Here is a 26,228-nt window from a genome sequence, read left to right as displayed (position 1 = left end):
TGATTATTTAAATTTTAATGATAATTTGACTTTTATTCTATGGTAACACCATTGCCGGGGAAAACGTTATTTATAGGATTTTATTATTACCCATATTCGTCATCTAATGATATTTATTTAATTTGGTCAATACAAGTTCCGAAAACATATTTTATAATTCATACTGTTTAATCAATGTTATAATTGTTTTTGGAGGTGATAAATTGAAATTTAAAATTATATTGGCAATCTTAGCAATTGTAATAATATTTAATAGCTGTGTTTTATATTCTGAACACCCAGAAGTTAAAGTTAGCATTCAAAATATTAATTATAATTCGGTAACTTTAACATGGACATATTCAGATAATATTTTTCGGCTTACAAAGATAACATTAAAAACGCATGAAAATGAATATTTGACTACTTTTTATGCTACCGATACTTTAGCAATTGAAAATCTAAATCCTGGAGACAAATATTTTTTAATTTTTTCTGCTGTCAATGAAAGTATAGCATCGACTGCAATGTATTTAACCACTCCTAGATTAAATGATACGGTTCCACCAACGCTTACAAATATTAATGTTTCAACAGTACAAGCTCAAGTTGATGTCATTGACGTTCCATCTGGAATTAAAGAGGTTTATATAGTTATTACCAATGGCTTAGAATATTATAAATTTAACATGAATTATAAATATCCTAATCATTGGTCAATAAATTATGCATTACCACATAGAGGTGTTTGGAATTGGGAAATCAAATGCATTGATAAATCGTTAAATATAGCTTCAGCAAACGGTAAAATAACAGTACCGTAAAAACATACTAATAAATTAAATAATCAAAAAGGTGGAGTTTCTTATGGTATTTTCGACACAAATACCATCAAGAATTGCAATTCATTCAACTAGAAATGATATGAACAAAGGGAATGTAACGGTAAAAAATGAATTCCGTTTTGGCATAACTGAAGCAACACATATCGAAATGGCATACAACGAAGAAACTGGAGAACAAATATAACAAACAATAAATGGTTGGCAATACGAAGAGGTTATAAAAGAACAAACATTCCTGCTGTTACACAAACCAATAATTCCGCAGATATTAGAACATTATTATCAGGCTGAAATACCACTGTTGGAGCATAATTTAAAATTAACTCGAATAGAAATTCCCAAAGAAATAGAATAACATTGACCTTTTTAAATCGATTTTAAGACATGTTTCATAAGGCATGATGTGTAATTCTGAATAGATAAAATCTATCATAACGCCTGGCTGGCGAAACAAATGATGTGTTATATAATGATTATTGATAAAGATTGCAAGGAGTGATTTTTATACAAACTCTTTCAAATGAATTAAAAAAATATATTTTAGAATTCTGGAAACAAGTTAAGAACTTATTTAATGTTTATAGTGACAAACAACTTATCTCTTTATTTAAATGGTTAAATTATTTTATCGAAAAACTTAATTACGAACATTCATATGAACCTGGAAAACTACCTAGCTTTAAAAGAGGTGATATAGTTTGGGTAAATTTAGGACATAATATTGGTTCTAAACTTAGAGGGCGCCGACCAGTAGTTATATTAGAAGCAGAAAATAATAAAAAAGATAAAAACATTGTAATTGCTCCAATAAGAAGTTATAATTCAAAAGGTCCTAAAAAAATATTTGAAGGATTAGTTTATGTCGGCAAACATGAAATTTTAACAAAACATAGTTATGTCGATCTTAAACATATTAGAAGTATTAGTAAAATGCGTATTTATAGACAGAATAATAAAATAATACAAGGAAAGTTACCAAATGAAATTTTAGATGAAATAGATCAAAAATTAATTAAACTTTTTACCAAAATTAATACTTGACAAAATTAATTTTTGTAGTAAAATAAAATTAGAATAACAAGAACTGTGCCCATAGCGGCCCAAAATTCGTTGAAAATTGCCCATAGGGGCCCAGCGGCTGGGAAATACCCAGCCGTTTTTGTTATGCTTAGAAAATTGAATAAAGATAAATAAGCCCTCATAACGAGGGCTTTTTTTATGCTGAAAGGGGCGTTCAAATGCAAAAACTTATTGAATATGAATTTAAACATTCAGTATCGATTGAAGGTATTGCTGATTCGCATCTTGGTAGTTTTGAAAGTCGTTTTGATGAATTAGTTAAATACTTAGATATAGATAAAAATTCAAAAATTATCTTAGTAGGAGATATGTTGGATTATGCAATAAAAGATTCCGTGGCAATGTATATGAACAAATTGAAACCCCACAGATTGCACAAGATTATTAGCCGAGTTTCTACGAAAGTATAAGGAAAGAATTTTGGTGGTTGTAAATGGGAATCACGAAACAAGAATTAAGCATACTGTTGGTTTAGATCCTGTTGAATTATTATGTGAGGACTTTGGATTTCCTTATGAATCAAGCTGGCAACAATCAAAGTGGCTTTGAAAAAGATCAATTATGGTTATAAAAAAGGGTTCAATTTCTTATAGTTGCAGGCCACAGATATTCATGTGAAAATGAGGTGAGAATGTAAAGAAAATATTTAAATTCTTAAAGAACTTCTGGTGGTTAATCTTGGCAGTTCTTGCTTTTATTGCAGGACTTTCTTTTAGAAAAAGACACCTTGGCCAATGTAAAAATTATTTTTCAATCAATCTAATCATTTTAGGATGAGCAGAGAGTGTGTCTATTAACATTGTTAACTGCTGCCCTAGTAACATATATGTAATCTGTGCCTTTAGTGTCCTTTCATTCATTCCTCTCATCTTTATCCTCTGCTTCAGCCTTTCTATATACCATTCTATTTCCCATCTCTTGCTATATATCAACCTATTTATTTCTCTCTCCATAAATTCTTTCCCTTTTCTTCCCCTAGGTCTTACATATAACTTCATCTTTTCTTTCATTTTTTCAATAAACTCCCATTGCCAGTACCCTCTATCTGCGAACAATATCGAACCTTCTATATCTTCTAACATATTTTCTGCATGTTCTACTTCTCTATTATTTCCTATCTCAAAATCTAATAACACTTTTGCATTTGCTTCATATAATAGATGAAGTCTCTTTTTCTTTCCTCTAATTTCACTGCTTCAATAACTAGCAGTGTGCTATTTTTAATTTCTTACTTACTTTCTTTTTTGATAATCTTTTCAATCTATAGTGTATTGTTTGCCTAGAAGGTAGATTACTTATTTTTATTCTTCCGTCTAAAAGATAAGCATATAGTCTTCTCATAGATTGAATTTTAGTTAAATACATAAGAGATAAAATCAAAACAAAGATATGCTCAGGATACTTTCTTAGATACATTCTTTTAGATTTGTCAAAGACGAGATTAGATATTTTGTTGAGTAATTTTTGTGGTAAATAATATTGAAGTGAATATTTTTCAGGGGCTACACCTCCTTGTGTTGTGTTATATTTAGTACAAAAACAATTTTAGCAGGTATAGCCCTTTTTTTATATTCTAATTTAACCTACTTTTTACTTTGGCTAGGGTCTATTAAAAAGCAATTAATTTGACTTTCAATTTAAAAATATTGTAAAATTATTATGGTATTTGTTAATAAAAATAAAAGGATGGAAATATACTATGAAAAGGAGCAGTACATTATTAGCTATATTAGTATTTTTACTTATGATTTTGATTTTTTCATGCACAAATCCAAGTCCAAAGATTATTAATCATCCACCTAGTATACCAAATAATCCACAACCTTTAGATGTAGCAACTGGAGTAGTGCTAAATCCAACGCTTTCATGGACATGCACAGATCCAAACGGAGATACACTTACATATGATGTTTACTTTAGCACAGATGCAACTCCTTGTTTAGCAGCAACTAATCTTACAGCGAACACATATAATCCTGGAACATTGGAAAAAAACACCACGTACTATTGGAAAGTAGTCGCACAAGACAATAAAGGAGGAACATCTGAAAGTCCCGTATGACGCTTTACTACTGAAGATGTAAATGATCCGCCGATTGTACCGAATAGTCCACAACCTAATAATGAAGAACGGGAGTTGAATTAACTCCAAGGCTCAGTTAAAATTGTAGTGATTCAGATGGTGATACACTTACATATGATTTATACTTTGGTACAAGGCCTAATCCTCCTCTAAAGGTAAGTAATATTGCAACTACAAGTTATCAACTAGACACTCTTGAATACAACACTACTTATTATTATTGGAAGGTAGTTGCAAAAGATGGTAATGGTGGAGAAACTGAGAGCCCTTTGTGGAATTTTACTACAATTCGGCGGATCACTTGGGAGAAAACATTTGGAGGTACTGGTTATGACTACGCATATTCTATTCAACAAACAAGTGATGGAGGATATATAGTTGCTGGTTATACGAATTCGTTTGGAGCAGGTGATTACGACGTATATGATCAAAACTAGATAGTGATGGAAATAAAATATGGGAGAAGACATATGGTAGCAGTAGCAATAATGAATACGGAAATTCAATGCAACTAAAAGCAGATGGAAGTTGTATTGTTGTGGGAAGTACTTTTCCATATGGTGGAGGTCATACAGATGTTTATATATTAACACTAGACGGTGATGAAATTACAATGAATGAAAAGACATATGGAGGTAGTGCCAATGATTGGGAATTTTCTGTACAAAAAACAGCAGAAGGTGGATATATTGTTGCAGGTCAATCAAATTCATTTGCAACTGGAAGTAACGATGCTTACATAATAAAACTTGATAAATATGGAAATAAAGAATGGGAAAAAGCATTTGGTGGTTATGATTCAGAACAAGCATATTCAATTCAACAAACAACAGATGGTGGATACATTGTCCTTGGAAGTACAGAATCATTTGGATCTGGTTACACGGATGTTTATTTAATAAAATTAGATACTAATGGAAATACAGAATTGGAGAAAACATTTGGTGGAATTTATAGAGATAATGGAGTTTCAATTCAACAAACAACGGATGGAGGATATGTTATTGCTGGATTCACAAATTCATTTGGAGAAGGGAATGAAGACTTATACATAATAAAACTAGATAGAGAAGGGAACTTGTAAATACAATTCATTCAAAACTATTTAAAAGTATATAAAATTATTATCATCATTCAAGAATTTAGCAAAACATTAAGATTTCCGGTAATGAGTCAAGCAAGAGATAAAGAGAAAAACAAAAATATTTAGTCATATAATATGGCTTTTGAGAATTAATTATTCATATTCATATGTAACTTTCTCTTTTAAACTATTTACATCTATCTATTAGGTACATAAGGTACGTTGTTTTTAAGTAAGTAATACACTAAATTTACCAACTTTCTTGCACTTAAAATAAGAGCTCTCATATGTTTGTGTGTAGTTGTTTGAGTATATTTTCTTTGATAATAGTCTTTGAAAATTGGATCATATATTCTCAGTGAATTTGCTGCCATAACAAGGTATGTTCTGAGGTACTTATTTCCTTTTTTGGTTAGTTGAGTGTTCTCTGATTTGTAGTTACCACTTTGTTTAATGTTCCATACAAGGCCAGCATATGAAGCTAAAGCTGAAGCATTTCTAAAACGGTTGATATCACCTATTTCAGCAATTATACCGGCAGCAGTAATATCACCTATTCCTTTGACTGTAGTTAGAGTATTTGGAATTCTTTTAATCAATTTACTTATTTCTTTCTTTACTAAATTGATTTGCTTTTCATAATGTTGGATTAATTCGATAGTGGACACAATAGAAAGTCTTAAAGTATTAGATGGATTAGGAGATAACCTCAAGGCATTTTTGGCAAGAGATTGAATCTTTTCAGCTAAATCTTTAGAAGAAACAATGTGTCTAGAAACTTTGGCTATATACTCAAATAATTCTTCAAGAGGCATAGTAGCAATTTCTTCTACTGTAAAATCTTTAAGTAATGATTCATATGTTTTGTTCAATTTAAAATCAAGTTTTGGAAAGTAAAAAGAAACATATGAATAAAGTCTGAGTTTTAGTCTGGCAATATCTTCGTTAAGTTTTAAATAAAGTCTTGTAAGGTTACGTAGTTCACTGATGATATATGAGTTATTAACAAAAGGAACTAAAGAATCAGGGAATTTAGAAGCAATATCAAAAATAAGTTTAGCATCAATTTTGTCAGTTTTAGGACGATTGAGAATTTTACGATAAAGCTTCATGTTGTCAGTTTTAACCCAAAAGACTGGAATATGATTTTGAAAGAAATAATTTGCAACATCAAAAGAATAAATACCAGTAGATTCAAGAACAAGAATAAAGTCAGAAGAGGAATCAGATGCTTTGTTAAATAAGTCAAAAATGCCTTGAGGAGAGTTATCAACAAAACCTTTACCGATAAAATCAGAGTAAAAAGACAGAGAGCTCTTTGAAACATCAATAGCTAAAATAGCCATAGAAATCACCTCGGTATTGAGTACACCCTTACAACCTCGCGGTATATAAGAATACGAGGTGAAACATTTTCCGGCAAGTAAAAAGATGTACTCTAGTTAGGCAATCTTATTTAAGAGACCTAAGTCTCAAGGAGGAGAAACCTGAAACTATTTTACCAGAAGTGCTTGATAATGAACAAAATAGTTAAAAATTAACTATTTTTAACTATTTAAAATTACATAACACTATTTACTTTTCAATGACCAATTTATACTTTTTACTAAACTAATTATACGAGAATTCCTGTAAGGAAAAATAGATTTTGAAAAAAGTATCGCCTCCTGATAATATAGAGTTAACCACAAACAAAAACCAGGAGGCGATACGGATGAAACAGAAATCTATTAACAAAAAAATTTCAAGAATTTCTCAAGATACATTAATTGTAGGTATTGATTTGCAAAAAGAACTCATTGGGTCAGAATGATGGACTTTCATGGAATTGATTTGATTAAGCCTTTCAAAATCAATAATACCATAGATGGTATAAAAATGCTAGAAGAAAAAATTAAAAGTGTAAAGGCAGAAAACAAATTAAATTAAATAAAGTAATCTTGGGTATAGAACCTTCTGGACATTACTGGAAAGTATTAGCATGGCAGATGAAAATAAGCAAAGAAATAGATTATCTTGTAGGAACACATATCATGTAAAGAAGAGTAAAGAATTTGATGATAACTCTCCAGGTAAAAGTGACAGAAAAGATGCAGGAGTAATAGGTAGATTAATAAGGGATGGAAGATATTTTGACATATATTTGCCAAAAGATGTATATGGAGAGTTGAGGGTAATAACCACTTCTCGGAAGGGTCAATAAAGTTTTTAAAAACCCACCCATTTCCAAAAGAAATAATAGAAGTTGGGATAGAAAAAATAGAAAAAGTTTTGAAAGAATCTACAAATGGAAAAGATTGGAAAAATAGAGCACAGAAGATATATGAAGCATCGAAAAAATCAATAGGAGTAAGAAAAGTTCAAAAAAGTGCAAAAATCAAATTGAGGATGTTATTAGAAGAAATAGAGTTTTTAACAAGTCAAATAGAAGAGTTAGAAAAAGAGATGGAGAAATTGGTGGAAGAAACGGAAGAAGGGGAATATATAAAAAGCGTGCCTGGAATTGGAGCAATAATGACAGCAATAATATTAGGAGAGGTAGGAGATATAAAAAGATAGCTGGAAAGAAATAAGAAAATTAGCTGGATTAAATCTGTATGAAATAAGTTCGGGAGAACATAAGGGTAAAACACGAATAACAAAAAGAGGAAGACCATTACTCAGAAAAATAATATATCTGATGGCACAAACAACATTAAAACATAATCATGAAATAAGGAAAAAATATGAACAACTTAGGAGAAGAGAAAAGAATCCATTAAAAGTAGTACAAGCGTTAATAGCAATAGGGCTGAAAATGATAAGGATAGTATTTAAACTAGCAAAAAGTAAGATAAAGTACGAACCAGAGAAAGTTTATGTATAGGTGAGAAGGCAGTATCTCTCCATTAGGAGAAAATCCAGGATACGAGAACAAGCAAACTCACCATACCTCAAATAGGACGAAGGAATGTTAGGACGGTAAACGATCCTGATGGACATAAGAGGGTTAGTTTGAGGGGAAAATGGTGAGATAGTATTAAAAAATACAAATGGTAAGGAGGTATTTGATTTAACATAAAGGTTAACTAAAGATAGGTAAAAAAACAGCTGAAAAAAGAAAGTAACTAATTAACTCTTTTTAAAAATAAAAGGGAAAGAATGATATTTTCAAAAAATTAAGAAAAAACAAGTTTCAGAAAGCTAATTAAAAATATTTCTTTGAAGAGGAGGAGATTTGAATGAATCCAAAACGCATTAAACGCCTGAATATACTAGTTATGAAAGGCAGCTTAACATGGCTTTACTATAGGTTGAGAAAGATATTTAATTGGAACGAGCTGTAGGAAACCACATGGGAGTATATATATGAAGATTGCATCTATTATGAACCGCGCGCAATTGCTATATTTGATGATTACCACCCGTTTGATAAATTCAGGCATATCACTTAGAAATATCCCTTCTGTTTTATATTCATGCCAAATAGAAATATTGTTATAGACACATAGTATGTTCCACTGCGTTATGATATATGCAGTTTAATACGCAGTCTTGTGGAAGAATATAAGATGACAGATCAAATGATTGTTAACTGCCTTAATTTTTTAGGTATAAAACCTTATGAACATACAAGATCTAAAGAGTTTACGTTGAGGAATATAAGATATTTAAGGTATCAAGTGTGCAATATAAAGAAGGACAAAGCGGAATGGTAGGCTATACAAAGCAGTAGGTAATAATAAATGAAATATGAAAGAGCAACTGTTTAAATATTACACCAGGTACTGATAATATGAACAACATCAACTAACTCATAGCACGTGAAGTAAAAGTGTAATAGTAGAATAAAGCCAAGAAATAATATAGTTGTATATATTAATTTGAATTTCTTGAATTGGGATGCTTAAAATAAAAGAAAATACAATAGTTAAGTAAAACGAAAGCCCTCCAAAAACGGAGGGTTTTTGTGTCTGCCTATATGTAACAAAATCGTAACGTTCTAAAGGCTAATAAATAAAGGGGTTATAAATACCCCCTGGGAACTAGAGGTGGTCTGGGCGGTGGGACTTGAACCCACGACCTCCAGATCCCGATTCTGGCGTTCTAGCCAACTGAACTACGCCCAGATTCTACTTGATATTTTAACATAGTTAATCTTTTTCTTCAATACAAAAATCATCGCAATATTCAGATTCTATTTGTATAGTAGAATGTGAAATACCATTTTTATTTAGAATAGCTTTAATTTCTTTTAAGTAGTTATCATAGTCTTTTCCTATAACTTTTATGTGAGATTCAATAAAAAGATTATTGCCGTCAAGAGACCATATATGAGTATGATGCATATCTTTGACAAATGGTAAGGATTCAATTTTATCTTTAATAATTTCAAAATTAACACCATCTGGTACAGCCTGCATAGTTATTGTTATAGCATCTTTTAAAATATTAATTGATTCTATAATTATATAGGCAGAGATTAAGAAAGTTATTATAGGATCTAAGATATACAAATTATAAAATTGCATTATATGACCAGTTATTATTATGGCAATTGAAGATAATAGATCGCTTAAAATATGGAGAAAAGAAGATTTTAGATTTAGGTTTTCTTTACTATGTGAAAAGAGTAAAATTGCAGTAAGTAAATTTCCGGCAAGTCCAATATATGCAATAATAAGCATTATGTCTGTATTAATTTCATTAGGTTGAATGATTTTTCTGATACCTTCAACAATTAATGAAAAAGAAATGGCAAGAAGTACTGTGGTATTAATTATTGCAGCAATTGTTTCGGCACGTTTATAACCATATGTGAATTTTAAATCTCTTGGTTTTTTAGAAATTTTTCTTGCAAAGTAACTTGTTAAAAGTGCACCTGTATCACTTAAGTTATGTAAAGCATCTGAGACTAGAGCAAGACTTCCTGAGATTATTCCTCCTATTATTTCCGATAGTGTAATTGCAAGATTAAAAAAAACTGAAAACAGTAATTTTACTCCAACAATGTCTGAATTTCCATGATGGTCATGACTATGCATTCTTGCTACCTCCTCTAAATTCTTCAAGATGTTCAAGTGCAAAATTGATGATTGTTTTTACATGTTCATCATAAAGTTTGTAGTATACTCTCCTTCCAACTTTTGAATATTTTACTAGGTTGGTTTGCCTTAAAATACGTAATTGATGAGAAACCGTAGATTGTGTAGTGTTCAAAAACTCTTGAAGTTCTGAAACACTACATTCTTTTTTTGAAAGCGCAATCAAGATTTTTAATCTTGTTTGGTCAGATAAAATTTTAAAAAATTCAGAAAGTTGGTATATAGATTCATCCATAAAGATTCCTCCTTGAATTATAATTTATTGCATATATGTATAATTGTACATATATATTATATACTAAACAATAATTTTTGTAAAGATTAACTTCCATTTTTCATTTTTTTTGAATTTGAATGGTATACTTTAGGTGTAAAAAGCTGTGTGGGGGTGAAAAAATGGTTGAAAGATACGCGCTAGAGCCACTTAAAAGTCATTGGACGTTGGAAAGTCAGTACAAAAGATGGCTCGAGGTTGAACTTGCTGTTATTAGAGCATACGAGGAGCTTGAAGTAGCGCCAAAGGGCACATATGAAAGAGCCAAAAAAAATTCATATCTAAATGTAGAAGAAATACTTGAAACTGAAAAGGTAGTTGATCATGATGTAATAGCTTTTATTAAAGTTGCAACATCAAAAATGGGCGATGAATCAAGGTATTTTCATTTTGGACTTACATCGTCAGATGTAGTTGATACTGCAAATAGTTTAGCACTTTTAAGGGCTACAAGGTATATATACGATGAACTTGAAAATCTGCATGAAGTTTTATTAAAGAAAGCTTTTGAATATAAAAAGCTGCCTACAATAGGAAGAACTCATGGAGTTCATGCCGAACCAACTTCTTTTGGTTTGAAATATCTCTCCTGGGCAGCAGAGATTGAAAGAAATATAGAAAGACTTAAAAATGCTATGGATGAAATTTCAGTAGGTAAGTTATCAGGTGCTGTAGGAAATTATGCAAATATTGATCCCGAAGTTGAAAAACTTGCGCTTTCTTATCTTTCCCTAAAGCCTGTTAAAGTTGCAACTCAAGTAATACCAAGAGATATTCATGCAAATTTAATAAATGTATTCGCATTAATTGCAAGTGCTATAGAAAGAATTGCAGTAGAAATTAGACATCTACAAAAGACAGAAACATTAGAGGTACAAGAACCTTTCAAAAAAGGTCAGAGAGGTTCATCAGCTATGCCGCATAAGAAGAACCCAATACTCTGTGAAAGGCTTACGGGGATGTCAAGAGTGATTAGGAGTTATGTAAATAGTGCGTTGGAAAATATTGTCCTATGGCATGAGAGAGATATTTCTCACTCATCTGTTGAAAGATACATGTTTCCTGATATTACAATGACCTTGTTTTATATGATAAAAAAGGCGACTTATCTAATTGAAAATTTAACAGTTTTTGAAGACAATGTAGTTAAAAATATTGATAAGACAAAAGGCTTAGTCTATTCACAGAGAGTCCTTTTGAAATTAGTAGAAAAGGGTTATACAAGAGAAGAAGCATATAAAGAAGTACAAAAAATAGCATTAAAATGTTGGGAGAATAAAAGTTCATTTAAAGATGAAGTAAAAAACTATTTTAAATTTTCTCAGGAAGAAATTGATGAAATATTTAATCCTGAGTATTATCTGAGAAATATAGATTTAATTTATGAAAGATTTAAATAACAAAATCCCCGGTTTTAACACCGGGGATTTTGTTGTTTGATTAGCCATTATAATATCGCTTTACCTGTTTCTTTATCAAATACATGCATTGTATTCATATCGAATACCAAATCAATTTCTTGTTCTTCTTTTGCCTCGGTTTTTGGATCAACAACTGCAACCAACTTATCTTCGCCTGCTACAAGGTGTAATATAGTTTCGCTACCAAGTGGTTCAACTACGTCAACTTTAGCTCTGGCAGTATTTTCTCCTTCTTTTGGCAGCATAGCAAACATCTTGTCATAAATATTTTCAGGTCTAATTCCAAAGATAATGTCTTTATCGATATATTTTTCAAGAGTTTCTTCGAATTGAGATGGTACTTTGAGTTTTAATCCACTCGATTTAATCCATAAACCATTTTCTCTAATAATTTTTGCATTAACAAAATTCATAGCAGGGCTACCAATAAATCCAGCAACAAATGTGTTTGCTGGCTTGTTGTAAATTTCGTGTGGTGAGCCTATTTGTTGAATTACACCATCTTTCATAACTATAATTTTGTCAGCCATTGTCATAGCTTCAATTTGGTCATGAGTAACGTAAACAATAGTTGCTTCGAGTCTATGGTGAAGCTTCTTTAATTCAGATCTCATTTGAGTTCTCAATTTTGCATCAAGGTTAGATAGAGGTTCGTCAAATAAGAAAACTTTTGGATTTCTTACTATAGCCCTACCAACAGCAACTCTTTGTCTTTGACCACCAGAAAGTTGCCTTGGTTTCCTATCAAGATATTCTTCAATTCCCAAAATTTTTGCAGCTTCTTTTACTCTTCTATCAATTTCATCCTTAGGAACTTTTCTTAGCTTTAAACCAAATGCCATATTGTCATATACTGTCATGTGTGGGTAAAGTGCATAATTTTGGAAAACCATAGCAATATCTCTATCTTTTGGTTCAACATCGTTCATAACTTTACCATCAATTTTTAATGTACCTTTTGTAATTTCTTCAAGCCCTGCAATCATTCTCAAAGTGGTAGTTTTTCCACAACCAGATGGACCTAGAAGCACTACAAATTCCTTGTCTTCTATTGTGAATGTTGCATCCTTTACAGCTTCTACCTTTCCATCATAGATTTTCCATACGTGTTCTAACTCAACCTTTGCCATCTTTTACACCTCCTAATCATTATCAGAAAAAAGATCATTTATATTTAAATCTTTAAATTTTGAGGGATCACCTATTTCAAGTAAGTATAATTCCCATACATTTTCTAAAAAACTTACTATTTTTTCAAATTTATCAAAGTCTATGATTACAGAAACAGGTTTTCCATTTTTAGTTATAATTACATTATTTTCACGAGATTCATCTATTACTTTTGAAAATTTTGCTTTTGCTTCAGCAATGCTATAGTAAATATTTTTGTTTTTTAAATTCAAATACAATCCCTCCTTGACTATAATTATAGTCATTTTTTTAGAAAAGAATAACACAAAATTAAATTGTTACTTTAAAGAAACAAAAAATTAAGGAAATAGGTGTAAAATTTGACTGAACGGTCAATAAAAATTGGAGGTGTTAGGATGGCTGTAGGCGGAATAAAAGGTATGATTTATAGGCAAGCGGGGAAGATGATTAACTCATTTGTGAGAAAAGCAGATACTCAATCTTTTGCAAAGTTATTGTTTACAGTTGGAGCTTTGAGTAAAGAACCTGCAAAAAGTGGTTTGAAGAAATTAGGTTTAATGGCTCAAGAAGAACATCCTATGATCAAAAAGTGGATAGAGATTTTCCAAAAGTCAAGCCCAAAGTGTACTGAAAAGATTATCAACAACCTTATTATTAACGAATGGGCAATTGGTGAACCTTTGAGACAAAAAAATATGGAAAAGGAGAAAGTTGTTCTTCCAAAACTTGGAGTTATAAGTCCTACATATGCATGTAATTTGAATTGTATTGGATGTTATGCAGGGCTTTATGGAAGAAAGTATGAACTTTCAAAAGAAGAAGTAAGAAGCATTTTAAAACAAGGTGAAGAGCTTGGAATTTTCTTCTGGATTATTACTGGTGGAGAACCTTTCTATTGGCCACATCTTCTTGAAATTTTAGAAGAATTTGATCAACACTACTTTATGATTTACTCCAATGGAATTTTGATTAATGAAGAAAAAGCTAAAAAATTGTCAGAACTTGGGAATGCTACTATAGCAATTTCAGTTGAAGGATTTGAGGAAGAAACAGATTGGAGAAGAGGTAAAGGTGTATTCAATGCTATTCAAAATACATGGGAAAGACTAAGAAGATATGGTGTACCATTTGGAGCAAGTGTTACTGCTACTAGAAAGAACCATGATGTTATAATGAAAGATGAATTTTGGGATTTTCTTGCTGAAAATGGTGTAGCATATACTTGGGTATTCCAATTCATGCCAGTGGGAATGAATCCATCAATGGATCTTGTGCCTACTCCAAAGCAGAGATACGAAAGGTTCTTTAAAACAGATGAAGTAAGATTAAGTGGAAGGTTTGCGTTTGTTGCAGATTTTTGGAACCATGGTTTCTTAACACACGGATGTTTATCAGCTGGTTCAAAATATTTCCACGTAAATGCAAAGGGTTATGTTGAACCATGTGTTTTCCAACAATTTGCAAAAGATAGTATAAGAGAAAAAACATTGCTTGAAATATTTAAATCTCCATTCTTTGAAGCATATAAGAGAATGATTCCATTCTCAAATAATCTTTTCAGACCATGTCCTATTATTGATAATCCAAAAGTGTTTAGAGCAATGGTAAAACATTTTGATGCAATTCCACAACATGAAGGATCAGAAAAAGTAATTACGGAATTAGCACCTGAGATAGATAAACTTGCTGAAGAATGGAAACAATATGCAGATAAACTGTGGTACGAACATGGTTATGTCGAAAGATACCCTGTAAATAGAGGAATTTACAACTATGAGACAAGAATGAAGAGATACGCAAATAGAGAAGAAGCACTCAAAGTTGATAAAAAGTTAGAATTATAATTAACGCGGGGGGTTATTTCCCCCCGCTTTAAGAGGTGTATTAATGGCAAGGAAAAACACGAAGATATTGATTTTAGAGGCTGCTAAAAAAGCATTTTCGGAAAAAGGATATGATGCTGTAAGCATTGATGAAATCGCACAGATTGCAGGTGTGCGAAAATCTTTAATTTATTATTATTTCCCAAGTAAAGAAGCACTTTTTGAAGAGGTATGGATTAAATCTATTGAAGAGTTGGAAAACGAATTATTTGGAGTCGACGAGAGTGATTCTTCTTATGTTGCAAGGATAAAAAATTTTTTGAAAAGGTATATTGATTTTTTGACAAGCAAGAAGGCAATTTCTGATCTTTTGCGTCGTGAGAAGACAAAGGTTATAGATCAAGAAAATTGGAAAAATGCTAGGGAAAAATACGAAAGTTTTTTGGGAAAGATTGAAAGTTTGATAGTTGAAGGTAAGAAGAAAAAAATAATTAATGAGGAAGTAGACCCAAAAGCTGCTACAGATATGATTGCAAGTGTTGATTCGTTACCAAGAAAAGGATTGTTAAAATCAGTGGAGAATATGTTAATAAAAATTTTACTTAAAGATAATACGTAAACTTTACATAAACGATTTATGTGGTATAATACTAATGATAAAAATGATAAAATAATTAGGAGAGGTGAGTAAATTGAAAAAGGGAATTCACCCAGAGATGAAATTGATAACAGTAAAATGTGCTTGTGGAGCAGAACACAAATTTTACAGTGCAAAAGAAAATGTGAGAATTGACGTGTGTTCAAGTTGTCATCCATTCTACAAAGGTGCAGGCGCAGCAGGAATGATAGTTGATACAGAAGGAAGAATTGAAAAATTCAAGAAAAAATATAATTTAGATTAATGTGGCTATAATGCGGGGAGCATTAGCTCCCAAATTATTTTTTTAAACCATAGGGAGGTTTTGCGTGTATGGAAGTTGGGCAAGTAGTAAAGGGAAAAGTAGTGGAGATACTAAAGTTTGGAGCTAACATTGAACTAGAGGATGGAGAAAAGGCGTTTGTACATATCTCAAAGATTGCACCTACATATGTTAAGTCAGTGAGTGATCACTTATCACTAGGGCAAGAAATCGAAGGTAAAATTGTAGGAAAAACTAGAGATGGGAAATGGGAATTAACTCTAAAAGATACTTCAGCTAACAGCAGTGAAGGAAAAAGCGAAGAAAAGAAAGTAAACAATGATTTTGAAAAAAAGCTTGCAAAGTTTATGAAAGATAGTGATAGAAAGCTTTCTGAATACAGAAGAAGACTTGATAAAAAAAGAGGAAAAAAAGAAAGAAGATAATTAAAAACGCCCACTTAAAGTGGGCGTTTTGTTTTTATTAACATTAATTTTATTTTAGATAGTTAATTTTCTTGATTTTTTCTTTTCAACTTTTTTACATAGGTTTGCTGGACAGACATTATCAATTATGTGCATTTCAAATTCTTCTTTAAAGTTATCTATTAATGAAAGTAATGGTACTGGGAAGCTTTGACCCAATCCACACAAAGCCGCTTCTTTTGCTACATTTGATATTTCAATCAAGTGTTCTAGATCATCCATAGTTGCTTCAAATTTTGACATTTTTTCAAGAATTTCTACAGCAATTTTTGTTCCTTCTCTACAAGGTGTACATTTTCCGCATGATTCATGTCTGAAAAATTCCATTACATTTTTAGCAATATCAACAACACAATGTGAATCATTAACACCTAGTATGACTCCTGAACCAAGGCTTACACCGTATTTTGCGAATGAATCATAATCAAGTGGAACATCTAATTTACTTTCATCTATGAAGGTTCCGGCAATTCCACCAGTTTGAACCATTTTAAGTTTTCCACCAGAAATTCCACCAGCATATATTAAAAGTTCCTTTACAGTTACACCCATCGGTAGTTCGACAATTCCTCTATTATTTAAATTACCTGCAAAACAGAACACCTTAGTACCAGGTGAATTTTCTGTTCCAATTTGCTTGAACCATTCAGCACCATTAAGAATTATTTGTGGTACATTGGCAAGAGTTTCTACATTATTAATAACCGTTGGTTTTCCAAATAACCCCTTTTGAGGTGGAAATGGTGGTTTTAACCTAGGTCTTCCAGCATGTCCTTCAATTGATTCAAGCAATGCAGTTTCTTCTCCGCAAATGTATGCCCCTGCACCTAGACGTATTGAAAGATCAAAATTAAAACCACTATTGAGTATGTTTTCACCTAAAAATCCATATTCATATGCATCGTTTATAGCTTTTTTAATATTTTCAATGGAGCCATAGTATTCTCCTCTAATGTAAATATAACCTTTTGTTGCGCCAACAGCATAGCCGGCAATTATCATGGCTTCAATAACACTATGAGGGTCACCTTCCATTATTAATCTATCTTTATACGTTCCTGGTTCACCCTCATCGGCATTACAAACAATGTACTTTTGATCTGCATCAGTTTTGTATGCAAATTCCCATTTTAATCCAGTTGGAAAACCTGCTCCTCCCCTTCCTCTAAGTCCGCTTTCTTTAATTTCATTGATTATTTCCTCAGGTTTCATTGATAATGCCTTTGCGAGTGCAAAATATCCATCATTTGCAATATATTCATCAATATTTTTTGGGTCAATTTTTCCAATATTTCTAGTAACTATCTTATATTCTTTTGTAATACTTTCCTTTTTAGATATTAGTTCATTTGGTGATATTTCAAGATCAAGAACTTTTCTACCTTTTAATATGTGTTCTTCAAATACTTTCTTTACATCGGTTACTGAACTAACACTGTAATAAACATTATCTGGCATGATTGCAACTGTAACTCCAGAATAATTTCCCATGGTTCCAGTTTCTAAAACTTCGACCAAATTAGATAGATTAAATTCTTCGATTAGATTTTTAAAAACTTTAACAAATTCTTTTGCTCCTAAAAGAATACTATTACTGTCAACCGATACAAGGATTGTTATTGGCTTCATAAAGATTCACCCCCTTTGAGATTGTTAATAATTTCTCTGACTTTTTGGGGGGTGAGGTCACCATAGTATTCATTGTTAATCATAATAACTGGGGAAACACCGCACAGTCCCAAACACCCAGATTCTTCTAGTGTAAAAAGACCATCACTCGTTGTTTGATTAAAATCAATTTTTAATTCTTCTTTTAGTGTGTTTATAATTTCTCTTCCATTTGCAACATGACAAGGTAGACTTGTACATACTCTTATTACATATTTTCCTCTTTTTTTGGTTGAAAACATTGAATAAAAGGTTAATACCTCATATATTTTTGAAGTGGGTATTTTTAATTCTTCACTGACTACTTCAGCAGCATATTCTGGTATATAATTATTTTCAACCTTTTCTTGAATTTTATGCAAAATATATATCAAAATATCTTGTTCTTCCAAACGTTCATTTTTGGCTTCGTGAACAATTTTTTTAATTTCTTCCTTTGCGAGCATAAAGCGCGACCCCCTTTATCCCAAGATTTTATTGTACAGCAGGAGTTACTTTACTAATTGCTCCAAATCTACATACTTCAATACAGCTTCCACATTTTACACAAGCATCTTGATCAATTTCGTGAACTTTTTTGACTTCTCCGTTGATAGCATTTACTGGACATACTCTAGCACATGCTGTACAACCAACACATTTTTCAGGATTAATGACATAGCTAATTAAATCTTTACACTTCTTTGCCGGACAAGTTTTGTCTCTAACATGTGCAAGATATTCATCTCTATAATACCTAAGAGTTGATAGAACTGGGTTTGGTGCAGTTTGGCCAAGACCACAGAGTGATGAATCTTTAATTACATTGGCAAGATTTTCCAATATTTCTATGTCTTCTTCCGTTCCTTCGCCTTTTGTTATTTTGTCCAAGATTTCATACATTTTCTTTGTTCCTTCTCTACATGGGGTACATTTTCCACATGATTCATCAACAGTAAACTCGAGGAAAAACTTTGCGACGTCAACCATACAATCATCTTCATCAAGAACAATCATACCGCCTGAACCAACTATTGCACCAAGTTGTTGTAGTGATTCGTAATCTACTGGAGTATCAAAATATTCTTCAGGTATAACACCACCGCTTGGCCCACCAGTTTGAACTGCTTTAATTTTTTTACCAGTTGGTGATCCACCACCAATTTCATATATTAATTCTCTTAAAGTGATCCCCATTGGAACCTCAACAAGCCCAGTATTTTTAACTTTACCTGCTAATGCAAAAACTTTAGTTCCTGGAGATTTTTCAGTTCCCCATTGTCTAAACCATTGAGGGCCATGATATATAATTGGTGGAACACAAGCAAGTGTTTCAACGTTGTTTATATTACTTGGTTTTCCCCAAAGTCCTTTTTGTGCTGGGAATGGTGGTTTAACTCTTGGCTGACCTCTTTTTCCTTCAATTGAATGCATTAATGCTGTTTCTTCACCACAAACAAAAGCACCAGCACCAATTCTAATTTCAATATCAAATGAGAAATCTGTTCCAAGGATATTTTCACCTAGAAAGCCATATTCTCTAGCTTGATTTAATGCAACTGTAAGTCTTTCAATTGCAATTGGATATTCAGCTCTAACGTAAACAAATCCCTTTGTAGCACCAATTGCATATGCAGCGATTGTCATTGCTTCAATTATTGAATGAGGATCTCCTTCAAGGATTGACCTATCCATGAATGCACCAGGGTCACCTTCATCAGCATTACAGATCATATATTTTTCATCACCTGGTGATTTTCTTGCAAATTCCCATTTTAGTCCTGTTGGAAATCCAGCTCCACCTCTACCTCTAAGACCACTTTCTTTTACAACTTCAATTACTTGTTCTGGTGTCATTTCTTTTAAGGCTTTGTGAAGCGCAAAATAACCGTCGCGGGCGATGTATTCATCAATGCTTAAAGGATCAATAATACCGACGTTTCGAGTAGCAACTTTAACCTGTCTTGAAAAGAATGGAATCTCTTTTTGTGGCTGTGGAACTATTTTTCCCTTATCACCTTTGTATAAATATTCTTCTACTACTCTTCCTTTAAGTAGGTGTTCTTCAACAATTTTTTCAGCTGCTTCAGGTGTTAATTTTTGATAGTAAACACCTTCTGGATGAATTACCATAATTGGGCCTAAACTACATGCACCCATACAACCAGTTTCAACAATGTTTATTGTATCTTGAAGATTGTATTCTTTTATTTTTCTTTCGAGAACATCTTTTACACTTTCTTCACCAGCGGAAATACAAGCACCACCAGCACAAATAAGTATTGTATTGGTAGTTAAAGGCATTTTTTTCAGACCTCCTTATTTTTTACTTATATGACTCCAAGTCCTTACTATTACTATGTCAAAAAATTATCTTTTTAATAAATACTCTTCTACAATTTTTCCGTTAATAAGGTGTTCCTTGACGATTTTTTCAACTGCTTCAGGAGTAAGTTCTTTATAAATAATTTTGTCAGGGAGAATTGAGATTACTGGTTTAAAATTACATGCATCCATACAACCAGATTCTTCAATAGTAACTTTTTCTTGAAGGTTGTATTGTTTGATTTTTTCTTCAAGCACTTTTTTAATCATTTTTCCATTAGTTGAACAACAACCATCTGTGCAAACCAAGATTTTTTTATTTTGAGACATTTTATCCCTCCAATTACTCTCCTCTTTTCACTATTAATTCTCCAACCTGCTCTCCTGCTACAATATGTGATTTAATAATTCTCTTTGCATTTTCTGGAGTAACGTGTCCATATATTACTGGAATTTCACCATCAAGTTCAACTTTTATTGTTGGTTCAACTTCACAAAGTCCCATACAACCAGATTGAACAACTGATATGTCGTCTATATTTAGCTCACTTAATGTTTCGACAATTGCTTTTAAAGTATCTTTAGCACCGGCAGCAATTCCACAAGTTCCCATTGCAACTATTATTCTTCCTCTTTTTCCTTCTTCACGCATTTTTACATTTTTTAATGTATTTTCTTTGATTTTCATAAGTTCTTCTAAACTTTTTATTTTACCCATTATTACCCCTCCCCTTTGTACTTTTTAATTATCCCTGGAACCATATCAGGTGTAACTTTTCCATAGAAATCTTTTTCCCCAACAAGTACAACAGGTGCCATACTACATGCACCAAGGCATCTAACGCCATGAACTGAAAATTTACCGTCTTTTGTAACTTCTGATTCTTCAACGCCAAGTTCATTTAAGAACCTTTCCATGACTCTGTCTGCACCCTTAACGTAACAGGCTGTTCCAAGACAAATCTTTATTTGGTTTTTTCCCTTTGGTTTTGTGGAAAAGAAATTATAGAATGTTACAACACCGTAGACTACTGAAGAAGGAATGTTGAGTTTTTTAGCAACATGGTCTTGAACTTCTTGGGGAAGCCAGCCGAAAAGTTCCTGAGCTTTGTGGAGAACATTAATTAAAATACCTTTTTTTCCTTTTAGTTCTTCAATATAAGCATCTAGCTCTTTGTAGAGCTCGACATGTTTTTCACAAACCGCCAACATGGCCACCTCCTATTTTATAATACCATCCCAACATTATTATATCACTAAAAGTAAAAAATTTCACTTTTAAAATGTTATATTTAGAATAACAATTTTTTAATTATTTGCTATTTTTTCATATTTATTGAACATATTAAAAATCCCCCGTTAAATTCGGGGGATTTTGGGCTTATTCAAAAAATGTATTTAAAATTTTGTTTTCTATGACTCTTTCTTCGTCAAAATCGTCAAGTTGGAGATACCATTTCATTGTCTCAATAGCAGCTTTTAAAGGTATCATACCAATTATTTCGGAATTTAAAACTGGTACTCCATATCTTTGTGCTTCTCTCTTTATTGTTTCAAAGACTCTAAATATTGGTGATTTTTTGTAATTGGTAAGATTCATAGAAACTTGCACAATACCTTTTTCTTTTAATTCAATTCCTATAGCCTTTACATATCTAAATCCACCACTTATATGTCTCACTGCTTTTGCAATTTTGTCTGCAATTTTTATATCGTTTGTACCAAGGTTTACATTAAAGGCGATCAAGTATTCTCTTGCACCGACTGCTACAACACCGGCTGATGGATGAACTTGATCTGGCCCAAAATCAGGTTTCCATTTTGGATCCTTTATTTTTTCGAAAAATCCTTCAAATTCTCCTTTTCTTATTTTTGCGAGGTTTTCTCTATCAGGTGAAGTTGCAGATTTTTCATATAAATAAACTGGAATGTTCAATTCTTTTCCTATTCTTTCACCTACTCTTTTAGAAAGTTCTATACATTCTTCCATGGTTGTATTCATTACTGGAATAAAAGGTATAACATCAGTTGCCCCCATTCTTGGATGTTCTCCACTATGACTTCTTAAATCAATAAGTTCAGTTGCCTTTTTTACCATGTCAAAAATTGCATTTTCAATTTCTTCAGGTTCTCCTACGAGGGTTACAACAGATCTGTTGTGATCAAAGTCCATTGACCAATCTAAGATCTTTACTCTTTCGTACTTTTGAGCTTCTTCGATTATTTGTCTTACAACTTCTTCTCTTCTTCCTTCACTAAAATTTGGAACAGATTCGATTAATTTCATAGTTCCCCCTCCTGTTTTTTAATTAATTCTAAAATTTCGTCAGATATGCTTGGATTTGAAAAGATATAACTATCTTTAGAAAATAATTTTGGCGTATTTCCATTGAAGTTAATTATTTTTCCACCAGCTTCTTTGACAATTATATAAGCAGCTGCAATATCCCATGAATTTGCTTTTTTTGCAACAAAAAAATCAAATTTATTTGCAGCAACATAACAAGCAGATAAAGCTGCACTTCCTATTATCCTTATTCTTTGAACCTTGTTTTCGACATTTGAAATAAATTTACCGGTAAAGTTTTTGTGAAATCCTGTACTTCCAATACTTTCTTTTAAAGTTATATTTTTTGTAATTTTTAGTCTTGAGTGATTTAAAAATGAACCTTCATCTTTTATTCCAACAAATAGCTCTTCAGTAAATGGATTAAAAACTACTCCAAAAATTGGCTTTTCATTTTCGAAATATGCTATAGAAACACCGAAATTTGGTAGACCGTGTATGTAATTTATAGTTCCATCTATTGGATCTATTATCCAAAGGTTCTTACTTTTTTCATAAAGGTTTCCTTCTTCTGCTATAAACCCATCTTCTGGAAAAAACTTTTTTATTTTTGAAACTATCATATTCTGAGCATTCTTATCATAGTCAGTAACAAGGTCCTGAAAATTTTCTTTTTCATATACATTGTCGACATTTCCCCAGTATTGAAGTATATAATATCCAGCACTTTTTGCTATATTAATAGCCAAATCAAGCTTATTCATTACTTTCAACTCCTTTTAATAAATAATCAAAGACTTTTCTTGCAAAAGGTGCAGCCATTTCGGAACCACTTCCTCCATTTTCAAACATGACGACTACAGAGTATGTTGGATCCTCTATTGGGCCAAATCCTGCAAACCATGAATGTGCTTTTTTGCTTTTGCTAACTTCTGCGGTCCCTGTTTTACCAGCAATTTTGTATGGCGCGTCTTTAAAGCTTAAATATGCAGTTCCACGGTTTTTCAAGGTTCCATCGTTGTAAGTGGTAACTTCAAGAAGTCCTTCTTTGATTGTAGACCATATTTTATCGGGTAAAGATACTTCATTAGTATATTCTACTTTTTCTGATTTTAATAAATGTGGTCTTGGCGTTTTACCATTATTTGCAATTGTTGTATAGAAATTTAAAATTTCCAAAGGTGTTAAAAGTATATATCCCTGACCAATACCTGTTAATATTGTATCTCCAGGATACCATATAGTTTTAAACTGCTTTTCTTTCCATTCTCTCGAGGGGAATATTCCAGATTTTTCTTCAATGTCAATTTTTGTTAAATCAGAAATTTTAAATATATCTGCTACACTTTTAATTTTATCAATTCCTATCTCTAATGCAATTGTATAAAAATATACATTACAGGAGACTCTGAGAGCTTTGATTAGATCTGTTTCCTCATGACCGCTTAAAAGCCAATCATTGAAGATTGCAATAGTTTTTCCAGAACTTGATTTGTATTCATATCTTCCAGTACAATTTAAAGTAGCCGAAGTACTTTCTGATAAAAGATAGGCAATTGCAATTAGTGGTTTTATTGCAGAACCTGGGGAATAGAGCCCCATTGTAGCTCTATTTAAGAGAGGATTTGATGGATCGTTTACTATCTTTTGCCAGGTGAATTTGTCAATATCGTAAAAATTTTCTTCTAAGTTTGGGTATGAAACTAAAGCTAGAATTTCACCATTTTTAACATTTTCTACTATTACAGCACCTGGATTGTTAATTTTTTTCATTTCGTCATAAATGTATTTTTGTAAATTAAGATCTAAAGTTAAAGTGATATCTTCCCCATTTTCCGGTTCAGTTTGAATTATTCTTTGTTTTACCTTTCCTGAAGGGCTTGAGAAAATTAATTCACTACCGATCTTTCCCTGTAGTAGGCTGTCATATGTTTTCTCAATTCCAGAACTTCCAATTCCTTGTGAGTTAACGTATCCTACAATGTGGAAGGCTTCAGGTACATAGAATCTTTTTTCCTCGTAATGTATATACAACCCAAGTTTTTCAAGCTCATATATTTGATAATTGTCTAGATAAGCTTTTCCAGAGCTTATTAGATCAAGTATCTGCTTATCTGTTAAATAAGGCTTTAAAGATTCTATATCAATATTACTGTTATATTCAATATATGGAATTTTCTTGCTCCATGCAATTTTAAAACCGTTTCTATCAAAAATAGTTCCACGGTTTCCTTTTGTTAGTATAGTTTTTTGCATTAGTGAATTAATAAATTCTTTATGTTGTGAATGCTCAATAACTTGAATTTTGAAAAGAAAAAATACAAGTATTAGAAAAAAGGATAAAAAGATTGTAAAAACTAATTTATACCTCATATTTCTCCCTTAATTCTAAAGTTTTTTTGAGTCTTTTGAGAGTTTTTTCTTTTCCTAAAACTACAATTGATTCAAATAAACCAGGTGTTACTAGTTTTCCAAGTAGGGCTCCACGAATAGTTTGAAATACTCTTTTGGTTCCTATTTCAAGTTCACTTGAAATATTTCTTAGTGTTTCCTCTACATTTTCAATTGTGTAATTTTGCAGTTTTTCAAATCTTTCTAAAGCGTTTTTTAAAATTTTTTCTGCGTTTTCATTCAATAGAAATTTCTTAATGTATCTATCCTCATAGCTATAGTCATCAAAAAAGAATGGAATAGAAATTTCTTTTAGTTGTTCTAATGTATTTACCTTTTCTCTACATATTAAAAGTACTTCTTTAATATAATTTTTGCTGTTATGTTCTAAGGAGATATTTTTGTCTTTTAGATAATTTAAGAATTCATTTATTAAAATTTCTATATCAATTTTTCTTAGATGTTGACCGTTAACCCATTCGAGTTTTTTATAATCAAAAATTACAGATTTATTTGATATTTTAAAAGGATCGAATTCATTAATTTTTTCATGAACATCAAATATTTCTTCTGAGGTACTCCATCCAAGAATTGCAAGATAATTTAGCAAAGCTTTATTTAAAAATCCATTTTCTTTAAAGAAATCAACAGAAGTACCTCCGTGCCTTTTACTAAGAGGAGTTCTATCATTTCCAAGAATTAACGGAATATGCATAAAAACAGGATGTTGCCAATTAAAAGCATTATATATCATTATCTGTTTTTGCGTATTTGAAAGATGATCTTCACCTCGAAATACATGGGATATTTCCATTAAATGGTCGTCAATTACAACGGCGAAATTATATGTGGGGAATCCATTGGATTTTATTATAATAAAATCGTCTACAAGATTGTTGTCAAATATCATTTTACCTTTTAACAGATCATTAAAGGTTGTAGTTCCTTGTTTTGTAACCTTAAATTTTACAACAATTGAAAAATTTTCTTTATTTGCATATTTTTCAGGAAATTCGTAAGATTGTTCAATTTCTTCTTGGCCGTGATAGACTGCATAATATGCTTTTTTTTCGCTTATAAGGATATCAACATATTTCTTGTAAATATCAATTCTTTCACTTTGACGATAAGGTCCAAAATTGCCTCCAACATCTGGACCTTCATCCCAATCAATCTTAAGCCATTTAAGAGCATTTAATATTTTTTCTTCAAATTCTTTTTTAGAACGTTCTGTATCTGTATCTTCAATTCTGATTATAAACTTTCCATTGTTTTTTCGAGCAAACATCCAATTAAATAATGCAGTTCTTGCGCCTCCGACATGAAGATAGCCCGTAGGGCTTGGGGCAAATCTTAATCTAAACATTTA

At 31.6% G+C, this 26,228-nt stretch carries 31 protein-coding genes and 1 tRNA gene; 15 read left to right on the top strand and 17 right to left on the bottom strand.

Going from position 1 to position 26,228, the window contains the following annotated elements; translation table 11 throughout:
* Window positions 1-221 precede the first annotated feature (221 nt).
* The 4 genes from OB7_RS03945 (at window position 222) to OB7_RS03935 (ending at window position 2,314) form a co-directional block, all read left to right on the top strand.
* The gene (locus OB7_RS03945; RefSeq protein ID WP_232617912.1) at window positions 222-803 is read left to right on the top strand and encodes a hypothetical protein; all 582 of its coding nucleotides are present in this window, start codon (window positions 222-224) and stop codon (window positions 801-803) included.
* 43 nt (window positions 804-846) lie between these two features.
* Window positions 847-1,008: a hypothetical protein gene (locus tag OB7_RS09830; protein ID WP_004102073.1), complete on the top strand. Its 162-nt coding sequence runs from the start codon at window positions 847-849 to the stop codon at window positions 1,006-1,008.
* A gap of 311 nt (window positions 1,009-1,319) precedes the next feature.
* A complete protein-coding gene (locus tag OB7_RS03940; protein WP_004102075.1) occupies window positions 1,320-1,865 on the top strand; it encodes a type II toxin-antitoxin system PemK/MazF family toxin in 546 nt (181 codons plus the stop codon).
* Window positions 1,866-2,062: 197 nt separating this feature from the next.
* Window positions 2,063-2,314: a hypothetical protein gene (locus OB7_RS03935; protein WP_004102077.1), complete on the top strand. Its 252-nt coding sequence runs from the start codon at window positions 2,063-2,065 to the stop codon at window positions 2,312-2,314.
* A gap of 333 nt (window positions 2,315-2,647) precedes the next feature.
* On the opposite strand, the gene OB7_RS03930 is transcribed toward OB7_RS03935, so the two are convergent.
* The gene (locus OB7_RS03930) at window positions 2,648-3,040 is read right to left on the bottom strand and encodes a transposase (protein ID WP_249031010.1); all 393 of its coding nucleotides are present in this window, start codon (window positions 3,038-3,040) and stop codon (window positions 2,648-2,650) included.
* A gap of 563 nt (window positions 3,041-3,603) precedes the next feature.
* Between OB7_RS03930 and OB7_RS03925 the strand changes: the two genes are divergently transcribed.
* From OB7_RS03925 to OB7_RS03920, 3 genes are all read left to right on the top strand, one after another.
* Complete coding sequence (locus OB7_RS03925) at window positions 3,604-3,966, top strand: hypothetical protein (RefSeq protein WP_012580267.1); 363 nt, start codon at window positions 3,604-3,606, stop codon at window positions 3,964-3,966.
* 290 nt (window positions 3,967-4,256) lie between these two features.
* On the top strand, window positions 4,257-4,424 hold the full coding sequence (locus tag OB7_RS09825; RefSeq protein ID WP_158301511.1) for a hypothetical protein: 168 nt from the start codon (window positions 4,257-4,259) through the stop codon (window positions 4,422-4,424).
* A gap of 68 nt (window positions 4,425-4,492) precedes the next feature.
* Window positions 4,493-5,071, top strand: a complete 579-nt coding sequence (locus tag OB7_RS03920) for a hypothetical protein (protein ID WP_004102089.1) — start codon at window positions 4,493-4,495, stop codon at window positions 5,069-5,071.
* A gap of 197 nt (window positions 5,072-5,268) precedes the next feature.
* Here the strand turns inward: OB7_RS03920 and OB7_RS03915 are convergent, their stop codons facing one another.
* Window positions 5,269-6,417: an IS110 family RNA-guided transposase gene (locus OB7_RS03915; RefSeq protein ID WP_114702587.1), complete on the bottom strand. Its 1,149-nt coding sequence runs from the start codon at window positions 6,415-6,417 to the stop codon at window positions 5,269-5,271.
* Window positions 6,418-7,052: 635 nt separating this feature from the next.
* Here OB7_RS03915 and OB7_RS09975 point away from each other — a divergent pair.
* The 3 genes from OB7_RS09975 to OB7_RS10210 all read left to right on the top strand — a co-directional run bounded on the left by OB7_RS09975 (window position 7,053) and on the right by OB7_RS10210 (window position 7,937).
* Window positions 7,053-7,274 carry an IS110 family transposase gene (locus OB7_RS09975; RefSeq protein WP_249031009.1) on the top strand — a complete coding sequence of 74 codons (222 nt, stop codon included), beginning with the start codon at window positions 7,053-7,055 and terminating at the stop codon, window positions 7,272-7,274.
* A 68-nt stretch (window positions 7,275-7,342) separates the two neighbouring features.
* On the top strand, window positions 7,343-7,630 hold the full coding sequence (locus OB7_RS09970; RefSeq protein ID WP_249031008.1) for a hypothetical protein: 288 nt from the start codon (window positions 7,343-7,345) through the stop codon (window positions 7,628-7,630).
* Between the two features lie 10 nt (window positions 7,631-7,640).
* Window positions 7,641-7,937, top strand: a complete 297-nt coding sequence (locus tag OB7_RS10210) for a transposase (RefSeq protein WP_428843308.1) — start codon at window positions 7,641-7,643, stop codon at window positions 7,935-7,937.
* A 1,166-nt stretch (window positions 7,938-9,103) separates the two neighbouring features.
* Here OB7_RS10210 and OB7_RS03905 read toward each other — a convergent pair.
* From OB7_RS03905 to OB7_RS03895, 3 genes are all read right to left on the bottom strand, one after another.
* A tRNA-Pro gene (locus OB7_RS03905) sits at window positions 9,104-9,180 on the bottom strand.
* Between the two features lie 24 nt (window positions 9,181-9,204).
* Complete coding sequence (locus OB7_RS03900; protein WP_114702586.1) at window positions 9,205-10,095, bottom strand: cation diffusion facilitator family transporter; 891 nt, start codon at window positions 10,093-10,095, stop codon at window positions 9,205-9,207.
* On the bottom strand, window positions 10,088-10,390 hold the full coding sequence (locus OB7_RS03895) for an ArsR/SmtB family transcription factor (protein WP_004102213.1): 303 nt from the start codon (window positions 10,388-10,390) through the stop codon (window positions 10,088-10,090). Before OB7_RS03895 ends, OB7_RS03900 begins: the two co-directional genes overlap by 8 nt.
* Before the next feature lie 161 nt (window positions 10,391-10,551).
* On the opposite strand from OB7_RS03895, the gene purB reads away from it, so the two are divergent.
* The gene (gene purB / locus OB7_RS03890; RefSeq protein WP_004102214.1) at window positions 10,552-11,829 is read left to right on the top strand and encodes an adenylosuccinate lyase; all 1,278 of its coding nucleotides are present in this window, start codon (window positions 10,552-10,554) and stop codon (window positions 11,827-11,829) included.
* 47 nt (window positions 11,830-11,876) lie between these two features.
* Here purB and OB7_RS03885 read toward each other — a convergent pair whose 3' ends face one another.
* Together OB7_RS03885 and OB7_RS03880 are read right to left on the bottom strand one after the other, a co-directional pair.
* A complete protein-coding gene (locus tag OB7_RS03885) occupies window positions 11,877-12,980 on the bottom strand; it encodes an ABC transporter ATP-binding protein (protein ID WP_004102216.1) in 1,104 nt (367 codons plus the stop codon).
* 12 nt (window positions 12,981-12,992) lie between these two features.
* Window positions 12,993-13,253, bottom strand: a complete 261-nt coding sequence (locus OB7_RS03880) for a type II toxin-antitoxin system Phd/YefM family antitoxin (RefSeq protein WP_004102218.1) — start codon at window positions 13,251-13,253, stop codon at window positions 12,993-12,995.
* Between the two features lie 144 nt (window positions 13,254-13,397).
* Here OB7_RS03880 and OB7_RS03875 point away from each other — a divergent pair, with 144 nt between their 5' ends.
* The 4 genes from OB7_RS03875 to OB7_RS03860 all read left to right on the top strand — a co-directional run bounded on the left by OB7_RS03875 (window position 13,398) and on the right by OB7_RS03860 (window position 16,170).
* Entirely contained in the window at window positions 13,398-14,846 is a 1,449-nt protein-coding gene (locus OB7_RS03875; RefSeq protein WP_114702585.1) for a radical SAM/SPASM domain-containing protein, read from the top strand.
* Window positions 14,847-14,889: 43 nt separating this feature from the next.
* The gene (locus tag OB7_RS03870) at window positions 14,890-15,444 is read left to right on the top strand and encodes a TetR/AcrR family transcriptional regulator (RefSeq protein WP_114702584.1); all 555 of its coding nucleotides are present in this window, start codon (window positions 14,890-14,892) and stop codon (window positions 15,442-15,444) included.
* Window positions 15,445-15,517: 73 nt separating this feature from the next.
* Window positions 15,518-15,727 carry a 50S ribosomal protein L31 gene (gene rpmE / locus OB7_RS03865; protein WP_004102224.1) on the top strand — a complete coding sequence of 70 codons (210 nt, stop codon included), beginning with the start codon at window positions 15,518-15,520 and terminating at the stop codon, window positions 15,725-15,727.
* Window positions 15,728-15,795: 68 nt separating this feature from the next.
* On the top strand, window positions 15,796-16,170 hold the full coding sequence (locus OB7_RS03860; protein WP_004102227.1) for a S1 RNA-binding domain-containing protein: 375 nt from the start codon (window positions 15,796-15,798) through the stop codon (window positions 16,168-16,170).
* A 54-nt stretch (window positions 16,171-16,224) separates the two neighbouring features.
* Here the strand turns inward: OB7_RS03860 and nuoF (OB7_RS03855) are convergent, their stop codons facing one another.
* The 10 genes from nuoF (OB7_RS03855) to gltX all read right to left on the bottom strand — a co-directional run bounded on the left by nuoF (OB7_RS03855) (window position 16,225) and on the right by gltX (window position 26,225).
* Window positions 16,225-17,838, bottom strand: a complete 1,614-nt coding sequence (gene nuoF / locus OB7_RS03855) for an NADH-quinone oxidoreductase subunit NuoF (protein ID WP_114702583.1) — start codon at window positions 17,836-17,838, stop codon at window positions 16,225-16,227.
* Window positions 17,835-18,323, bottom strand: a complete 489-nt coding sequence (locus OB7_RS03850) for an NADH-quinone oxidoreductase subunit NuoE family protein (RefSeq protein WP_114702582.1) — start codon at window positions 18,321-18,323, stop codon at window positions 17,835-17,837. Before OB7_RS03850 ends, nuoF (OB7_RS03855) begins: the two co-directional genes overlap by 4 nt.
* Window positions 18,324-18,351: 28 nt before the next feature.
* Complete coding sequence (nuoF, locus tag OB7_RS03845; RefSeq protein WP_004102233.1) at window positions 18,352-20,160, bottom strand: NADH-quinone oxidoreductase subunit NuoF; 1,809 nt, start codon at window positions 20,158-20,160, stop codon at window positions 18,352-18,354.
* Between the two features lie 66 nt (window positions 20,161-20,226).
* Window positions 20,227-20,511 carry a (2Fe-2S) ferredoxin domain-containing protein gene (locus OB7_RS03840; protein ID WP_004102235.1) on the bottom strand — a complete coding sequence of 95 codons (285 nt, stop codon included), beginning with the start codon at window positions 20,509-20,511 and terminating at the stop codon, window positions 20,227-20,229.
* 13 nt (window positions 20,512-20,524) lie between these two features.
* On the bottom strand, window positions 20,525-20,899 hold the full coding sequence (locus OB7_RS03835) for a (2Fe-2S) ferredoxin domain-containing protein (RefSeq protein WP_004102237.1): 375 nt from the start codon (window positions 20,897-20,899) through the stop codon (window positions 20,525-20,527).
* A gap of 2 nt (window positions 20,900-20,901) precedes the next feature.
* Complete coding sequence (locus OB7_RS03830) at window positions 20,902-21,393, bottom strand: NADH-quinone oxidoreductase subunit NuoE family protein (RefSeq protein ID WP_012580275.1); 492 nt, start codon at window positions 21,391-21,393, stop codon at window positions 20,902-20,904.
* 169 nt (window positions 21,394-21,562) lie between these two features.
* The gene (gene ftcD, locus OB7_RS03825; RefSeq protein ID WP_114702581.1) at window positions 21,563-22,468 is read right to left on the bottom strand and encodes a glutamate formimidoyltransferase; all 906 of its coding nucleotides are present in this window, start codon (window positions 22,466-22,468) and stop codon (window positions 21,563-21,565) included.
* Entirely contained in the window at window positions 22,465-23,232 is a 768-nt protein-coding gene (locus tag OB7_RS03820) for an inositol monophosphatase family protein (RefSeq protein WP_114702580.1), read from the bottom strand. The genes ftcD and OB7_RS03820 overlap by 4 nt, the downstream gene beginning before the upstream one ends.
* Window positions 23,225-24,841, bottom strand: coding sequence for a penicillin-binding transpeptidase domain-containing protein (locus tag OB7_RS03815; RefSeq protein WP_004102246.1), 1,617 nt, complete (start codon window positions 24,839-24,841; stop codon window positions 23,225-23,227). Before OB7_RS03815 ends, OB7_RS03820 begins: the two co-directional genes overlap by 8 nt.
* Window positions 24,831-26,225, bottom strand: a complete 1,395-nt coding sequence (gene gltX / locus OB7_RS03810; RefSeq protein WP_114702579.1) for a glutamate--tRNA ligase — start codon at window positions 26,223-26,225, stop codon at window positions 24,831-24,833. Before gltX ends, OB7_RS03815 begins: the two co-directional genes overlap by 11 nt.
* Window positions 26,226-26,228: the final 3 nt, after the last annotated feature.

Origin of the sequence: Thermosipho africanus Ob7, assembly GCF_003351105.1 — a bacterium.
GTDB classification, from domain to species: domain Bacteria; phylum Thermotogota; class Thermotogae; order Thermotogales; family Fervidobacteriaceae; genus Thermosipho; species Thermosipho africanus.
Note: the sequence above shows the minus strand (reverse complement) of the source record. Positions and strands in the feature narration are given on the sequence as shown.

Bases quoted from the DNA above. Each gene is read 5' to 3' on its own strand.
- OB7_RS03925 (WP_012580267.1), top strand. From the start codon at position 3,604: ATGAAAAGGAGCAGTACATTATTAGCTATATTAGTATTTTTACTTATG.
- OB7_RS03860 (WP_004102227.1), top strand. From the start codon at position 15,796: ATGGAAGTTGGGCAAGTAGTAAAGGGAAAAGTAGTGGAGATACTAAAG.
- OB7_RS09975 (WP_249031009.1), top strand. From the start codon at position 7,053: ATGGCAGATGAAAATAAGCAAAGAAATAGATTATCTTGTAGGAACACA.
- OB7_RS03830 (WP_012580275.1), bottom strand. From the start codon at position 21,393: ATGTTGGCGGTTTGTGAAAAACATGTCGAGCTCTACAAAGAGCTAGAT.
- OB7_RS03900 (WP_114702586.1), bottom strand. From the start codon at position 10,095: ATGCATAGTCATGACCATCATGGAAATTCAGACATTGTTGGAGTAAAA.
- OB7_RS03840 (WP_004102235.1), bottom strand. From the start codon at position 20,511: ATGTCTCAAAATAAAAAAATCTTGGTTTGCACAGATGGTTGTTGTTCA.
- nuoF (WP_114702583.1), bottom strand. From the start codon at position 17,838: ATGAAGCCAATAACAATCCTTGTATCGGTTGACAGTAATAGTATTCTT.
- OB7_RS03895 (WP_004102213.1), bottom strand. From the start codon at position 10,390: ATGGATGAATCTATATACCAACTTTCTGAATTTTTTAAAATTTTATCT.
- OB7_RS03875 (WP_114702585.1), top strand. From the start codon at position 13,398: ATGGCTGTAGGCGGAATAAAAGGTATGATTTATAGGCAAGCGGGGAAG.
- gltX (WP_114702579.1), bottom strand. From the start codon at position 26,225: ATGTTTAGATTAAGATTTGCCCCAAGCCCTACGGGCTATCTTCATGTC.
- OB7_RS03885 (WP_004102216.1), bottom strand. From the start codon at position 12,980: ATGGCAAAGGTTGAGTTAGAACACGTATGGAAAATCTATGATGGAAAG.
- OB7_RS09830 (WP_004102073.1), top strand. From the start codon at position 847: ATGGTATTTTCGACACAAATACCATCAAGAATTGCAATTCATTCAACT.
- OB7_RS03870 (WP_114702584.1), top strand. From the start codon at position 14,890: ATGGCAAGGAAAAACACGAAGATATTGATTTTAGAGGCTGCTAAAAAA.
- ftcD (WP_114702581.1), bottom strand. From the start codon at position 22,468: ATGAAATTAATCGAATCTGTTCCAAATTTTAGTGAAGGAAGAAGAGAA.
- OB7_RS03850 (WP_114702582.1), bottom strand. From the start codon at position 18,323: ATGCTCGCAAAGGAAGAAATTAAAAAAATTGTTCACGAAGCCAAAAAT.
- OB7_RS03915 (WP_114702587.1), bottom strand. From the start codon at position 6,417: ATGGCTATTTTAGCTATTGATGTTTCAAAGAGCTCTCTGTCTTTTTAC.
- OB7_RS03920 (WP_004102089.1), top strand. From the start codon at position 4,493: ATGCAACTAAAAGCAGATGGAAGTTGTATTGTTGTGGGAAGTACTTTT.
- OB7_RS03815 (WP_004102246.1), bottom strand. From the start codon at position 24,841: ATGAGGTATAAATTAGTTTTTACAATCTTTTTATCCTTTTTTCTAATA.
- OB7_RS03820 (WP_114702580.1), bottom strand. From the start codon at position 23,232: ATGAATAAGCTTGATTTGGCTATTAATATAGCAAAAAGTGCTGGATAT.
- OB7_RS03935 (WP_004102077.1), top strand. From the start codon at position 2,063: ATGCAAAAACTTATTGAATATGAATTTAAACATTCAGTATCGATTGAA.
- nuoF (WP_004102233.1), bottom strand. From the start codon at position 20,160: ATGCCTTTAACTACCAATACAATACTTATTTGTGCTGGTGGTGCTTGT.
- OB7_RS03835 (WP_004102237.1), bottom strand. From the start codon at position 20,899: ATGGGTAAAATAAAAAGTTTAGAAGAACTTATGAAAATCAAAGAAAAT.
- purB (WP_004102214.1), top strand. From the start codon at position 10,552: ATGGTTGAAAGATACGCGCTAGAGCCACTTAAAAGTCATTGGACGTTG.